Source organism: Novosphingobium sp. FSW06-99 (assembly GCF_001519065.1).
GTDB lineage: Bacteria > Pseudomonadota > Alphaproteobacteria > Sphingomonadales > Sphingomonadaceae > Novosphingobium.
The window spans coordinates 59,678-72,421 of the sequence record NZ_KQ954254.1 but is presented as its reverse complement, the minus strand read 5'-3'; the positions used below and the strand labels follow the sequence as shown (position 1 = coordinate 72,421).

Annotated in this window: 9 protein-coding genes; 2 read left to right on the top strand and 7 right to left on the bottom strand. The window is 65.0% G+C overall.

Translation table 11 applies throughout. The annotated features are described in order from the left end of the window. Positions 1 to 13: 13 nt before the first annotated feature. From AQZ49_RS07105 to bchF, 7 genes are read right to left on the bottom strand one after another with little or no spacing between them, the layout of a single operon-like run. Positions 14 to 1,513 carry a PucC family protein gene (locus tag AQZ49_RS07105; RefSeq protein WP_082701625.1) on the bottom strand — a complete coding sequence of 500 codons (1,500 nt, stop codon included), beginning with the start codon at positions 1,511 to 1,513 and terminating at the stop codon, positions 14 to 16. Continuing rightward, positions 1,510 to 2,196 (bottom strand): magnesium protoporphyrin IX methyltransferase, encoded by a 687-nt coding sequence (gene bchM, locus AQZ49_RS07100; RefSeq protein WP_067614428.1) that lies wholly within the window; start codon positions 2,194 to 2,196, stop codon positions 1,510 to 1,512. Before bchM ends, AQZ49_RS07105 begins: the two co-directional genes overlap by 4 nt. A 1-nt stretch (position 2,197) precedes the next feature. Further along, positions 2,198 to 3,103, bottom strand: coding sequence for a ferredoxin:protochlorophyllide reductase (ATP-dependent) iron-sulfur ATP-binding protein (gene bchL / locus AQZ49_RS07095; protein WP_067614424.1), 906 nt, complete (start codon positions 3,101 to 3,103; stop codon positions 2,198 to 2,200). An 11-nt stretch (positions 3,104 to 3,114) separates the two neighbouring features. Further along, positions 3,115 to 6,780, bottom strand: coding sequence for a magnesium chelatase subunit H (locus AQZ49_RS07090; RefSeq protein ID WP_082701624.1), 3,666 nt, complete (start codon positions 6,778 to 6,780; stop codon positions 3,115 to 3,117). Beyond that, complete coding sequence (gene bchB, locus AQZ49_RS07085; protein WP_067614420.1) at positions 6,770 to 8,281, bottom strand: ferredoxin:protochlorophyllide reductase (ATP-dependent) subunit B; 1,512 nt, start codon at positions 8,279 to 8,281, stop codon at positions 6,770 to 6,772. Before bchB ends, AQZ49_RS07090 begins: the two co-directional genes overlap by 11 nt. Further along, a complete protein-coding gene (locus AQZ49_RS07080; protein ID WP_067614418.1) occupies positions 8,281 to 9,558 on the bottom strand; it encodes a ferredoxin:protochlorophyllide reductase (ATP-dependent) subunit N in 1,278 nt (425 codons plus the stop codon). The genes bchB and AQZ49_RS07080 overlap by 1 nt, the downstream gene beginning before the upstream one ends. Continuing rightward, the gene (bchF, locus tag AQZ49_RS07075; RefSeq protein WP_067614416.1) at positions 9,555 to 10,094 is read right to left on the bottom strand and encodes a 2-vinyl bacteriochlorophyllide hydratase; all 540 of its coding nucleotides are present in this window, start codon (positions 10,092 to 10,094) and stop codon (positions 9,555 to 9,557) included. The genes AQZ49_RS07080 and bchF overlap by 4 nt, the downstream gene beginning before the upstream one ends. A gap of 212 nt (positions 10,095 to 10,306) precedes the next feature. On the opposite strand from bchF, the gene AQZ49_RS07070 reads away from it, so the two are divergent. Together AQZ49_RS07070 and ppsR are read left to right on the top strand one after the other, a co-directional pair. Then, on the top strand, positions 10,307 to 11,233 hold the full coding sequence (locus AQZ49_RS07070) for a cobalamin B12-binding domain-containing protein (RefSeq protein ID WP_156428193.1): 927 nt from the start codon (positions 10,307 to 10,309) through the stop codon (positions 11,231 to 11,233). 135 nt (positions 11,234 to 11,368) lie between these two features. Beyond that, positions 11,369 to 12,697 carry a transcriptional regulator PpsR gene (gene ppsR, locus AQZ49_RS07065; protein ID WP_231739010.1) on the top strand — a complete coding sequence of 443 codons (1,329 nt, stop codon included), beginning with the start codon at positions 11,369 to 11,371 and terminating at the stop codon, positions 12,695 to 12,697. Positions 12,698 to 12,744 lie beyond the last annotated feature (47 nt).

The following is a 12,744-nucleotide window of genomic DNA, read 5'->3' as shown; positions in this document are numbered from 1 at the left end:
CAGATTTCCCCTTTCAAATCGGAAATTCGCTGAGGCCGAAACGGGTGCCGGCCGGCACGGGACGGATCGCCTCGCTCCTGACCAACGGGCCAAGCGCAACCAGCGTGGCAAACAGCAGCACGATCTCGACACCATAGACAAACACATAGCCGGTGGACGGGTCGACCAGCGTCGCGCCCAGTTGCCCGGCCATCGCCGCATGCGACACCAGATCGCGGGCAAAGGCACCGATCGCGATGGCCAGCCCCGCGCTGGTCGCCTGCACCGCGCCCCACGCGCCCAGCGCCAGACCGGTGCGGCCATCCAGTGTGTCGGTATCCGAAATCGCCATCGCCGCGGTCAGCGTGCCGACCGAAAACAGCCCGCCGCCCAGCCCGATGAACGTCGCCCCGATTTCCAGTAGCGTGACCGAATGGAGCGGCCCGGCAAACAGCACCAGCAGGAACGCGCCGATCCCGGCCACTCCGCCAAACCCGGCCAGCCGGTGCGGATCGCCCCCCTCACCCAGGCTCTTTGCCGCATAGCCAAAGCCGGTGAGCATCCCCACCGCCCACAGCGCGGTCAGCGCGGTGGTGGCCCCGACCGACAGACCCAGCACTTGCCCGCCATAAGGTTCGAGCAGCACGTCCTGCATGGTGAAGGCCGCCGCGCCCAGCCCGACCGTGACCAGCAGGCGCATCGTCCTGGGCCGCGCGATGAACACCGCCCAGACTTCGCCGAACGAAGGCTGCGCCTCGCGGTTGCGGGTTGCCTCGCGGTTGCGCGGTTCCTGTTTCCACAGCGCGATCACGTTGAGCACCATCGTCAGCGCGGCGGCGCCCTGCACGATCTGCACCAGCCGGGTCGCGGTGAAATCGGCCAGCAGCCGCCCGATCACCAGCGCCGCGACCATCGTGCCGAACAGCAGCATGACATAGAGCAGCGCCACCACGCGCGGGCGGGCCTGTTCGGGCGCCAGATCGGTGGCGAGCGCAAGACCCGCCGTCTGGGTGGTGTGCATGCCGGCACCCACCAGCAGAAAGCCGACTACCGCACCCATTTGCCCGACAAACGCCGGGCCGGTGCCGCCGCCGGTCATCACCAGCAGCGCAAACGGCAGGATCGCCAGCCCGCCAAACTGCAACAGCGTGCCGAACCAGATATAGGGCACGCGTTTCCACCCCAGCAGCGAGGCATGGTGATCCGATTTGAACCCGATCAGCGTGCGCAACGGCGCAAACAGCAAGGGCAGCGACACCATCACCGCGACCAGGCTGGCCGACATGCCCAATTCGACAATCATCACCCGGTTGAGCGTGCCGGTCAGCAACACCGCCGCGATGCCCACCGAGACCTGAAACAGCGACAGGCGCAATATCCGCCCCAGCGGCAGATCCTCGGTCGCGGCATCGGCAAACGGCAGAAAGCGCGTACCGAGCCGGTTCCAGAAGGCGCCGGTCTTGAGGCTTTCGATGCGGCTGATCGCGCCCGCTTGCGGCGCCAGCGATGCCTTCAGGGCAGCCAGATAGCTCATCGGGTCACGATCTCCAATGCGTGGCTGGTGTAGAAACTGGCGGAAATGCGCCGGTTGCGGCCAATCCGCGCACGCGGAATGGCCTGACCGATGGCGCGGCACAGGTGATCCTGGCGCACCGGCAGGATCGCGGGCGATTTGTCGCCGCGCGGAAACAGCCGCCCCATGCCCAGCATCGCCATCAGCAGCGGCGTGCGCGGCGCAAACGTCATCGCGATCGATGCATGGGTGATGTCGGCCAGCCGCGCCAGCACAGCGACACTATCGGCGGGCTTGTAATGGATCAGTGAATCCATCGCCACGACATGGTCGAAATGTCCCAGCGCCGGATCGAGCATGTCGCCCACCCGCCAATCGATGTGCAGCCCCGCAGGTGCCCGGTCGCGCCCGATCGCCACCAGGCTGCCGGCGACATCGATCGCCACCACCTCGGCCCCGCGCTGCGCCGCCTCGACCGCCAGTGCGCCGGTGCCGCAGCCGGCGTCGAGCAGGCGCGCCCCGCGCATGTCGGCGGGCAACCACGACAGCAGCGTATCGCGCATCGCGGTGCGCCCGGCGCGCACGGTGGCGCGGATCCCGCTGACCGGTGCGTCCGACGTCAACTGTTCCCACGCGCGGGCTGCGGTGCGGTCGAAATAGGTTTCGAGGTTCCCGCGAAACCGGTCGTAGGTCGCCGTGGTCATCTTATTCGAACCCCAGGAATTCGAAAATGTCGCGATCCTTCATCGATTTCGCATCGAGCGGTTCGCAGCCCGCCCACAGTTGCGCGGCCAGCCGCTTGTATTCGTGGCAGGCGGCATCGACTTCAGGTGTCGAATCCATTTCGAACAGCGTACATTTCTTTAGCCGCGACCGCCGGATCGCATCGAGATCGGGAAAATGCGCCAGCCGTTTCAACCCGGTGGCGGCGTTGAAGCGGTCGATCTCGTCGGTTGCGGCCGAACGGTTGGCGATCATCCCCGCCATGCGCACGGCATAGTTCTTCGATTTGGCCTGGATCGCCGCCATGATCCGGTTCATCGCGAAAATGCTGTCGAAATCGTTGGAGGCGACCACCAGCGCGCTTTCGGCATGTTGCAGCGGTGCGGCAAACCCGCCGCACACCACATCGCCCAGCACGTCGAACAGCACGACATCGGTTTCTTCGAGCAGATGGTGCTGTTTCAGCAGCTTGACTGTCTGTCCCACGACATAGCCGCCACAGCCGGTGCCCGCCGGAGGCCCGCCCGCTTCGACACACATCACCCCGTTGAAGCCTTCGAACATGTAATCTTCGGGCCGCAGTTCCTCGGCATGGAATTCCACGGTTTCCAGCACGTCGATCACCGTCGGCATCAGCTTCTTGGTCAGCGTGAACGTGCTGTCATGCTTGGGGTCGCAGCCGATCTGCAACACCCGCTTGCCCAGCAGCGAAAACGCGGCGGACAAGTTCGACGATGTCGTCGATTTGCCGATGCCGCCCTTGCCATAGACCGCGAACACTTTGGCGGTGCCGATCCGGTCGGCGGGATCGAGCTTGACCTGAACCGAGCCTTCGCCATCGAGGCCGATGGTATCGCGGTGGCGGACGGGGGGATCGAAAAGTGCCATGATCTGTTCCTTCAGGCCGCAACCGCAACAACACCCTCGAGACGATCCTCGAGCTCATCGCTGGCGGCATGGAGTGCGGCGAGCGTCGCCGCGTCGGGTTGCCAATAGTTGCGCTCGCTCGCCTCGATCAGCCGGTTGGCGACACGCGCCGCGGCGCGCGGATTGAGCGCGGCGATGCGTTCGCGCATCGCCGGATCGAGCACATAAGTCTCGCCGATGCGCTGATAGACCCAGGCATCGACTTCGCCGGTGGTGGCCGACCAGCCCATCGTGGTCGTCACGCTGCCCTCGATCTGGCGCACGCCTTCATAGCCGTGGCGCAACAGGCCCTCGGTCCACACCGGATTGAGGATGCGCGTGCGCGTTTCCAGCGCGACCTGTTCCTGCAACGAGCGGACTTTGCCCGCCCCTTGCGTCTGGTCACCGATATAGACCGGCGCGGTCTGGCCGCCGCGTGCGCGGGTAACGGCGCGGCTGATCCCGCCCAGCGTATCGACATACTGGTCGATCGCGGTGATCCCCAGTTCGACACTTTCCAGGTTCTGATAGGCGCATTCGACCGTCCGCAGCGCCGAGGCGAGCACCGCCGCCTGCCGCACAGGCGCGCCTTTCACCCCATAGGCATAACCCTTCTGGCGCTCGAAACTGTCGGCCAGTTCGTCGGGATCGCTCCACCCGCCATTGTCGATCATCAGATTGACATTGGCGCCATAGGCCCCTTCGGCATTGGAAAACACGCGCAAGGCCGCCGTTTCCAGATCGCAGCCGTGTTCGGCCTGATGCGCCAGACTGTGGCGGCGGATGGCATTGGCAGCGATCGGCTCGTCCGCGCGCGCCGCCAGCAGCGCGGCTTCAGCCAGCATGCGCGTCTGCAGCGGCAGCAAATCGCGGAACACGCCCGACAGCGTGATCACCACATCGATGCGCCCCCGGCCCAGTTGCTCCAGGCTGATGAGTTCGGCCCCAGCCAGCCGGTTGTAGCTGTCAAAGCGCGGGCGTGCGCCCATCAGCGCCATGGCCTGCGCGATCTGGGCGCCTTCGCTTTTCAGATTGTCGGTGCCCCACAGCACCATCGCCACGGTTTCGGGCATATGGCCGGCATCGGCCAGGCTGCGCTCGATCAGCCGCTGCGCCTGCGCCGCGCCATCCTTGACCGCATAGGCGGAGGGCAGGCGGAACGGATCGAAACCGTGGATGTTGCGCCCGGTCGGCAGGATTTCGGGTGTGCGCAGCAGATCACCACCGCTGACCGGCGCGATGAATTGCGCGTTGAGCGCGCGAACCACGCCATCGAGTTCGCCATTGGCCGACAGCGCGGCATCCAGCGCGACCATGTCGGCCAGCAACGGCGTATCCGGCGTGACCGTGCCATCGACCAGGCCCTCGATCGTGCCAGGCGACAGTGCCTCGCCACGCGCCTGTGCCGACGCGGCGATCATCGCGATGCGTTCGGCGCGGGTCGCGGCGGCGCCTGCCACATGCAGCCCCTGCGGGATCAGTTCGCGTTCGATTTCGTAGAGCCGCGCGGCCAGCGCGGCAATATCGCCACCATCGAGATCGAGCGCCGCCGCCTGATCCGCGATCAGCCCGGCCAGCACCGCGATCTCGTCGCTGTCCGGTTCGGCCTGGCGCCAGCGGTCGACCGACGCCTTGAGATCGGCCAGCCCTTTGTAGACCCCCGCATTGGTCAGCGCGGGCGTGAGATAGCTGATCAGCGTGGCGCCCGAGCGGCGTTTGGCCAGCACGCCTTCCGAAGGATTGTTGGCGGCATAGAGATAGATATTGGGCAGATCGCCGATCAGGCGGTCGGGCCAGCATTGCGCGGTCAGGCCGGTCTGTTTGCCGGGCATGAATTCCAGACTCCCATGGGTGCCGAAATGCAGCACGGCATGGGCGCGAAAATCCTCTTTCAGCCAGCGATAGAACGCCGCGAACGCGTGGGTCGGGGCAAACCGGCCCGCAAACAGCAGGCGCATTGGATCGCCTTCGTAGCCCAGCGCGGGCTGGATGCCGACAAACACGTTGCCGAACTGCGCGCCCAGGATGTGCACGCTGGTGCCATCCGATTGCAACTTGCCCGGCGCCGGGCCCCAGGCCGCCTCGATCTCGTTCAGCCAGGTTTCGCGCCGCACGATGGTATCGGCACCGACGCGGGCGTGGACATTGGCCTCGCTGCCATAACGCGCCGCATTGCCGCCAAGGATGCGCGTGCGCAGCGCATCGACCGAGGCGGGCACATCGACCGCGTAGCCTTCGCGCGCCAGCCGGACGAGCGTGGCGTGGAGCGATTCGAACACCGCCAGAAACTGCGCGGTCCCCGCCGCACCCGCATTGGGCGGAAAATTGAACAACACCACCGCAACGCGCTTGTCCGCATTGGCGGCGTGGCGCAGTTCGATCAGCCTGAGCACCCGTGCGGCAAGCATGTCGGCGCGTTCGGTGCAGGCCTGCATCGCGCGCACCGGCCCTGTGGCAGGAAATGTGCAGGCCCGCTGGCAGCCGGTGCAGGCCGTGTCTGAGCCATCCGAGCGCCCGCCGAACACCATCGGCACGGTGCCGCCGTCGAGTTCAGGGATCGCGATCATCATGGTCGATTCGAGCGGCAACAGCCCCTGCCGGTTGGCACCCCAGGCCTGCAAGGTCTGGAATTCAACCGGGTGTGCGGCGATATAAGGCCGGTCTAGCCGGGTCAGGATCGCTTCGGCGGCGGCGGTGTCGTTGTAGGCGGGGCCGCCAACCAGACTGAACCCGGTCAGGTTGACCACCGCATCAACCGTGACGGCGCCGTCTTTCATGAACAGCCCCTCGATCGCCGGGCGCCCGTCGAGCCCACCGGCAAAGGCGGGGATGACATCGAGCCCCTGCGCCTCAAGCGCGGCGATCACCCCGTCATAATGCGCGGCATCACGGGCGAGCACATAAGAACGCAGCATCAACAGCCCGACCGTGCCCTTTGCCCCGCGACGACGCGGCAGATCGGCCACATCACGCGCCATGCGCTGCGCCAGCGAGGGGTGATAGACGCCGACTTCAGGATATTCGCGCGGCAACGCGGCCTTCATCATGCCACGCAGGGCCCGCCGGTCGCCATCGGCATAGCGATCGACCAGCATGCGGATCATGTCGGCCACGTTGTCGTCCGACGCTGCCAGCCAATATTGCATGGTCAGGAAATAGGCGCGCACATCCTGCGCAGTCCCGGGGATGAATTTCAGCAATTTGGGCAGACGGCGCAGCATCGCCATCTGCCGCGCGCCGGAACTGGCGCCGGTCTTGTTGGCACCGCGCAGCTTCTTGATCATCGCCATCAGCCCGGTGGCGGGCTTGTCCATGCGATAATCGCCCATCCGCGTCAGCTTGACCACGTCGCCCGCCGACATCAGGCCGACCATCGCATCGCAGTCGTTCTGCCGCGCCTGCAGGTGCGGCATCACCGCACGGATGTGATCTTCGAGAAACAGCATCGTCATCAAGATGATATCGCCGCGCGCGATATCGGCGCGAGCGGCTTCGAGCGTTTCGGGTTTCTCATCCCAGTCGGCGGCGGCGTGAAACCCGATCGTGACGCCCGATTTGCTGCGGAAAAACAGTTCCTGTGCCCGGGTAACGGCACCCGACAGATGGTTGTCCAGCGTGATGATCACGACCCTTACGGGGATGGCTGAGCTAACGGGCATAATGCGCCTTCGCATCGTAGAGCGTTTCGAGCGTTATGGCGGCTATGCCCAGCTCGGTGGCATAGCGCTCGGTGTTCCGCCGTGCTTTCCCACGCACGAAGAACGGGATTTTCAGCAGTTCGCGCTCGGCCTCGGCGGACCAGCCGCTGGCCGCCTGAACCGGTGCGGCAACGATCTCGGCCGGGGTGCCGTGACCCAGATGCGAGGCGCCGGCGTGATCGCTGAATTCGAAATCGTCGCGGAACATCGTCAGCAGATGTTCCTCCAGCCCCATCACCAGCGGATGGACCCAGGTGTCAAACAGCACATTGGCGCCTTCGAACCCCATCTGCGGCGAATAGCGCGCGGGAAAATCCTGCACATGCACGGGCGCGGAAATCACCGCGCAGGGAATGCGCAGGCGTTTGGCGATATGGCGCTCCATCTGCGTGCCCAGCACGAGTTCGGGCTGCAACGCCTGGATCGCCTCTTCGACTTCAAGATAATCGTCGGTGATCAGCGGCTCGACGCCGTAAAGTCTGGCCGCCTCGCGCAGGTCGCGCGCGAATTCGCGGTTGTAACAGCCCAGCCCGACCACTGTGAAACCCAGTTCGTCGCGGGCGACGCGTGCGGCGGCAATCGCGTGGGTGGCATCGCCAAAGATGAACACGCGTTTGCCCGTCAGATACGTCGAATCGACCGAGCGGCTCCACCACGGCAGGTTCGAGGTATCGAGCACGGCGCCTGCATCGACCCCGGCCAGCGCCGCCACTTCGGCCACGAAATCACACGTTGCGCCGTGGCCGATCGGCACGGTTCGCACGGTTTTCTGGCCGAACTGGCGTTCAAGCCAGCGGCAGGCGGTGTCGGCGATTTCGGGATAGAGGCAGATGTTGAAATCCGCATCGCCCAGCCGTGCCAGATCGGCCGGGCTGGCCCCCAGAGGCGCCGTAACATTGACCGCGATGCCCAGCCGGTCGAGCAGGCGGGTGATCTCGATCACGTCGTCGCGATGGCGAAACCCGAGTGCGGTGGGGCCCAGGATATTGGCGCTGGGCCGTGCGCCCCGCGCGGGCGTGGTGCCCGCGGCCAGCTTGCGCACCAATTGATAGAACGTTTCAGCCGCGCCCCAGTTTTCCTTGCGCTGGTAACTGGGCAATTCGAGCGCGACCACCGGGCACGGCAGGTTCATCGCCTCGACCAGACCCGCCGGATCGTCCTGGATCAGCTCGGCAGTGCACGACGCGCCCACCAGCATCGCCGCCGGGGCAAACCGCGCAAAGGCATCGCGCGCCGCCTTCTGGAACAGTTCGGCGGTATCCTTGCCCAGATCGCGCGCCTGAAAGGTGGTATAGGTCACCGGCGGGCGCTTGCCCCGGCGTTCGATCATGGTGAACAGCAAGTCGGCATAAGTATCGCCCTGCGGCGCGTGGAGCACGTAGTGCACGCCATCCATCGCGGTGGCGATCCGCATCGCGCCGACATGGGGTGGCCCCTCGTATGTCCAGACGGTCAGTTGCATCAGATTTTCAACACATCGCGCCGCCGCAGCGGACGCGCGAACAGCTCGGCCAGATCACCCGCCTGGTCAAAGCCATGGATCGGCGAGAACACCAGTTCGATCGCCCACTTGGTGGTCAGCCCTTCGGCTTCGAGCGGGTTGGCGAGCCCGAGGCCGCAGACGGTAAGATCGGGCCGGCTCGCGCGCACCCGATCGAGTTGCAGATCGACATCCTGGCCTTCGCTGATCAGCGTTTCGCGCGGCAGCAGGGCCAATTCCTGTGCAAGATGGCGCCGGTGCAGATAGGGCGTACCCACTTCGACCGGCACCATCCCCAGTTCGTTGGCCAGAAACCGGGCCAGCGGAATTTCCAGTTGCGAATCGGGCAGGAACGTCACCCGTTTGCCCGCAAGCAGCGTGCGGCTGTGCGCGATCGCCCGCTTGGCGCGTTCGCGGCCCGGCGCGATCACCCGGCGAAAATGCATTTCGTCGATGCCGAATGCCTGCGCCGCGGCGTGGAGCCAGGCCGTGGTGCCTTCTGCGCCAAACGGAAACAGCGCGTCGATCCGCGTGGCGCCGCGATCCTCCAGCGCGCGGGCGGTTTCGCCCAAAAACGGTTGCGCCAGCAAAAAGCGCGTGCCGGGCCCGACCGGAGGCATGGCATCGGCACGGCGCGCGGGAAATGAATGAACCCGCGCAAGGCCCAGTTCGGCAAACAGGCGCGCGAACTGGTCTTCGACCACATCGGGCAGCGCGCCCACGATCATCAGCCCCGGCTGATCGGCTGTATCGGTCGGCAGTTCGGGCACCAGCGCGGCCAGGCAGGCATCTTCGCCTTCGGTAAAGGTGGTTTCGATCCCCGATCCCGAATAGTTGAGGATGCGGGTCGTCCCGGCATGCTTGACCGACAGCCGCGCTGCGGCGCGCGACAAGTCCAGCTTGATCACTTCGGACGGGCACGAGCCGACCAGAAACAGCAGCTTGATATCGGGCCGCCGCGCCAGCAGGCGATCGACCACGCGGTCGAGTTCCTCGTTGCAGTCGGCCAGCCCGGCCAGATCGCGTTCCTCGATGATCGCGGTGCCGAACCGGGGTTCGGCAAACACCATCACCCCGGCGGCCGATTGCAGCAAGTGTGCGCACGTGCGCGATCCGACCACCAGGAAAAACGCATCCTGAACTTTGCGGTGCAACCAGATGATGCCGGTCAGCCCGCAAAACACCTCGCGCTGCCCGCGTTGCCGCAACACCGGCGCCGCAGAGCAGCCGGGCCGTTCGGCGGGCAGCGCCGGGGTCATGCCGCTACCGCCATCGCCGGGGTGCCGGGCCCGGATTGCAGGCGCGCCGCGCGCAGCTTCAGGATGAACTGCGTCGCATTGATCACATAAGTCGCATAAGCGGTCAGCGCGATCAGCATGCGGTCATGCTCGGTGCCATAGCCGCCGATCAGCGCCACCAGATAGGCGGTGTGCAGCGCCAGGACGAGCATGCTGAACACGTCTTCCCAGAAGAACGCCGGAACGAACAGCCATTTGCCGAACACGACCTTTTCCCAGATCGCGCCGGTGATCATGATCGTATAGAGCGCGCAAGTCTTGACGATGATCGATGCCGTCGCGGCGGCGGCGCCGTGGCCCGTGGCAAGATAGCGCAGGACCAGCGCCAGGCTGACCAGAAACACCATGAATTGCAGCGGCGCCAGCACGCCCTGCACCGTGGTCCAGGCCGTCGAGTCGCGACGGCGGCGTTGCTCTGGTGTGTAGAGCGGTGCCACGCTTTCGCGCCGCTCATCCGGGAAACGCGTGTCTGAGAATGGTGGGTTGTTCGCCCGCATCGCCTCTCGCCTGCCCTCTTGTTGTCGGCTCCAGATTATCCCCGCCTCGACAAGTGTCAACTGAAATTGACGTCCATTTTTTTTGACACTTTGCCCGGCAATGGCGGCGTATGCCTGTTGCCAGTTGCCGACAACAGGCATACGCTGCGAGTCGCACAAGACGCACCAGACAAGTCCGGCTCCGGCACGTCCGGCGTAAACAGCATTAAAATATGTCGGTCAGGCGGGGAGAGCCGGTGATGGCATCTATGAACCGATATGTTGCACATGCCCCGATGCCGAGCGGCCATCGGGTAGAGCGCCGCCCCGTTCCCGAACGCATGAGCCTGACCGCATTTCGCGGACACATTGACGCAGAATATGCACGATCACTGACAACCCTGATCGAAAGCGAAATCATCCCGCGGATGATGGTGGCGCATGCCCCTGCATCGCATGGCGGCATCCTGCCCAGCGGCGACAGCCCGATCGGCGCAGATGAAATCGAGGCGTTTGCCCCGCTGGTGATGCAGGTCGAAGCCGACGAATTGCTCGATATCGTCGAACAGATGCTTGCGCGCGGTGTGGCGGTGGCCGCGGTGCTGGTCGATCTGCTGGCCCCCACGGCGCGACTGCTGGGCGAATACTGGGAGCAGGATCGGGTCGATTTCGTCGATGTAACAATGGGTTTGTGGCGGCTGCAGGAAGTCGTCCATGAAATCTCGACGCGCCTGCCCGAAATGCGCCAGTCATCGAATGGAGCCCATCGCGCGCTGTTTTCGCCAATGCCCGGCGATCAACATAGCCTGGGCACGGTCATGATCGACGAAATCTTCCGGCACGAAGGCTGGCAAACCGAACGCTTGTGCGAACCGCAATCCGCCGATCTGCTCAGACACGCAAAGGACGACTGGTTCGACATTATCGGGTTGACCGTCAGTTGTGACTGCCATATTGGCCCGGTTCGCCTGCTTATTGCTGCACTGCGGAAGGTCTCCAAAAATCCGCGGGTCTGCGTAATGGTCGGGGGAAGGGTTTTCAGCGCGGATCCTGATCTGGTCGCGCAAGTCGGCGCCGATGGCACTGCGCCGGATGCAAAGGCTGCACCGCAGGTTGCCGGCGATCTCGTCCGCGAACGCGAACGGACCGCTGCAACATAACGTTGACTTTCGTTTGGAGTGCGTCGCTCGTCGATGAGCCAGCAATTCGCCCCCTTCCGGAATACGGCCTTCACCGCACCTGGCGCCTCGCCCGGGCATCTCCCCGCTAGTGTCGCCGCGTCGCTGCTTGCGGCAGTGGGCGATGTAACCTTCATACTGACCTGCGACGGCACCATTCTCGATGTCGCCGTGTCACAGGGAGATCTGGCCAATCTAGGTTTTGCCGATCTGATCGGTGAATCCTGGATCGATGCGTTGACGCCGGAAAGCCGCAACAAGGCCGTCGAAATGGTCGCGGCCGCCAGCGGTGCGGTGCCCCCACGCTGGCGTCAGGTCAATCATGCGGCGCCCGGCGGCGATGTGCCCGTACGATACATGGTGCTGGCGCTGGGTGACAGCGAGCGGCTGGTCGCGATCGGCCGCGACATGCGCGCGGCAGCCGAAATGCAACAGCGGCTGTTGCAGACACAGCAATCGCTTGAACGTGACTATATTCGCCTGCGCCAGGCAGAAACCCGCTATCGCCTGCTGTTTGACATGGCGACCGAGGCCGTGCTGATCGTCGATGGCCAGACCCGCCGTATCCGCGAGGCCAATCCGGCGGCACACCGCCTGCTCGATGCGCGCGAAGGCACACTGGTGGGCAATCCGGCCAACGCCATCGTCGCCAGCGAACAGCGCGACGATCTGGTCGCCTATCTGGGGGCTGCCGAAGCCACCGACGATCTTGAACCGATCATGCTGCCACTGGCCGATGGGCGTGGCGAGGCGCGGTTTTCCGCGCGCCTGTTCCGCCAGTCGCGCACGCCGATGCTGATCATCCGGATCGAGCCTGCAACCACCGACGACACCGCGCACCGGTTCGACAGCACCCTGGGCGATGTGCTGGAACGCATGCCCGATGCCTTTGTGCTGGTCGATCGCGATCTCAAGGTGCTGACCGCCAACGCCGCCTTTGTCGAACTGGCGGAAATGCCTTCCGCCGACCGGGTCACCGGGATGTCGCTCGGCACCTGGCTGGCGCGTCCGGGCCGCGATCTCGATCTGATCGTGGCGCAGTTGCGCGAACACGGTTCGATCCACAATGTCGCGACGATCCTGCGCGGCGCAGCGGGCGCTCAGGAAGAGATCGAGATCTCGGGCGTGATCGCATCGATGGACGGCAAGGATTGCTTCGGGTTCACCATCCGCAATGTCGCGCGCCGGTTGCGCACTGTCTCTGTCACCACCCGCGATGTGCCGCGTTCGGTCGATCAGTTGACCGAACTTGTCGGACGCATGTCACTAAAGGACATCGTGCGCGAAAGCACCGACCTGATCGAACGCCTGTGCATCGAGGCGGCGCTTGAATACACGTCTGACAACCGCGCTTCGGCGGCGGAAATCCTGGGGCTCAGCCGCCAAAGCCTCTATTCGAAGCTGCACCGCCATGGGCTGGCCAACACCACCGCGGGCGACAATTAAAACAAATTGTACACTTCCGGGTGTAAATTAGGTTTGACGGATCGGGG

What these genes read in the sequence shown, in the direction of transcription:
- AQZ49_RS07105 (WP_082701625.1), bottom strand. Translation starts at nt 1,513, where the DNA reads ATGAGCTATCTGGCTGCCCTGAAGGCATCGCTGGCGCCGCAAGCGGGC.
- bchM (WP_067614428.1), bottom strand. Translation starts at nt 2,196, where the DNA reads ATGACCACGGCGACCTACGACCGGTTTCGCGGGAACCTCGAAACCTAT.
- bchL (WP_067614424.1), bottom strand. Translation starts at nt 3,103, where the DNA reads ATGGCACTTTTCGATCCCCCCGTCCGCCACCGCGATACCATCGGCCTC.
- AQZ49_RS07090 (WP_082701624.1), bottom strand. Translation starts at nt 6,780, where the DNA reads ATGCCCGTTAGCTCAGCCATCCCCGTAAGGGTCGTGATCATCACGCTG.
- bchB (WP_067614420.1), bottom strand. Translation starts at nt 8,281, where the DNA reads ATGCAACTGACCGTCTGGACATACGAGGGGCCACCCCATGTCGGCGCG.
- AQZ49_RS07080 (WP_067614418.1), bottom strand. Translation starts at nt 9,558, where the DNA reads ATGACCCCGGCGCTGCCCGCCGAACGGCCCGGCTGCTCTGCGGCGCCG.
- bchF (WP_067614416.1), bottom strand. Translation starts at nt 10,094, where the DNA reads ATGCGGGCGAACAACCCACCATTCTCAGACACGCGTTTCCCGGATGAG.
- AQZ49_RS07070 (WP_156428193.1), top strand. Translation starts at nt 10,307, where the DNA reads ATGTCGGTCAGGCGGGGAGAGCCGGTGATGGCATCTATGAACCGATAT.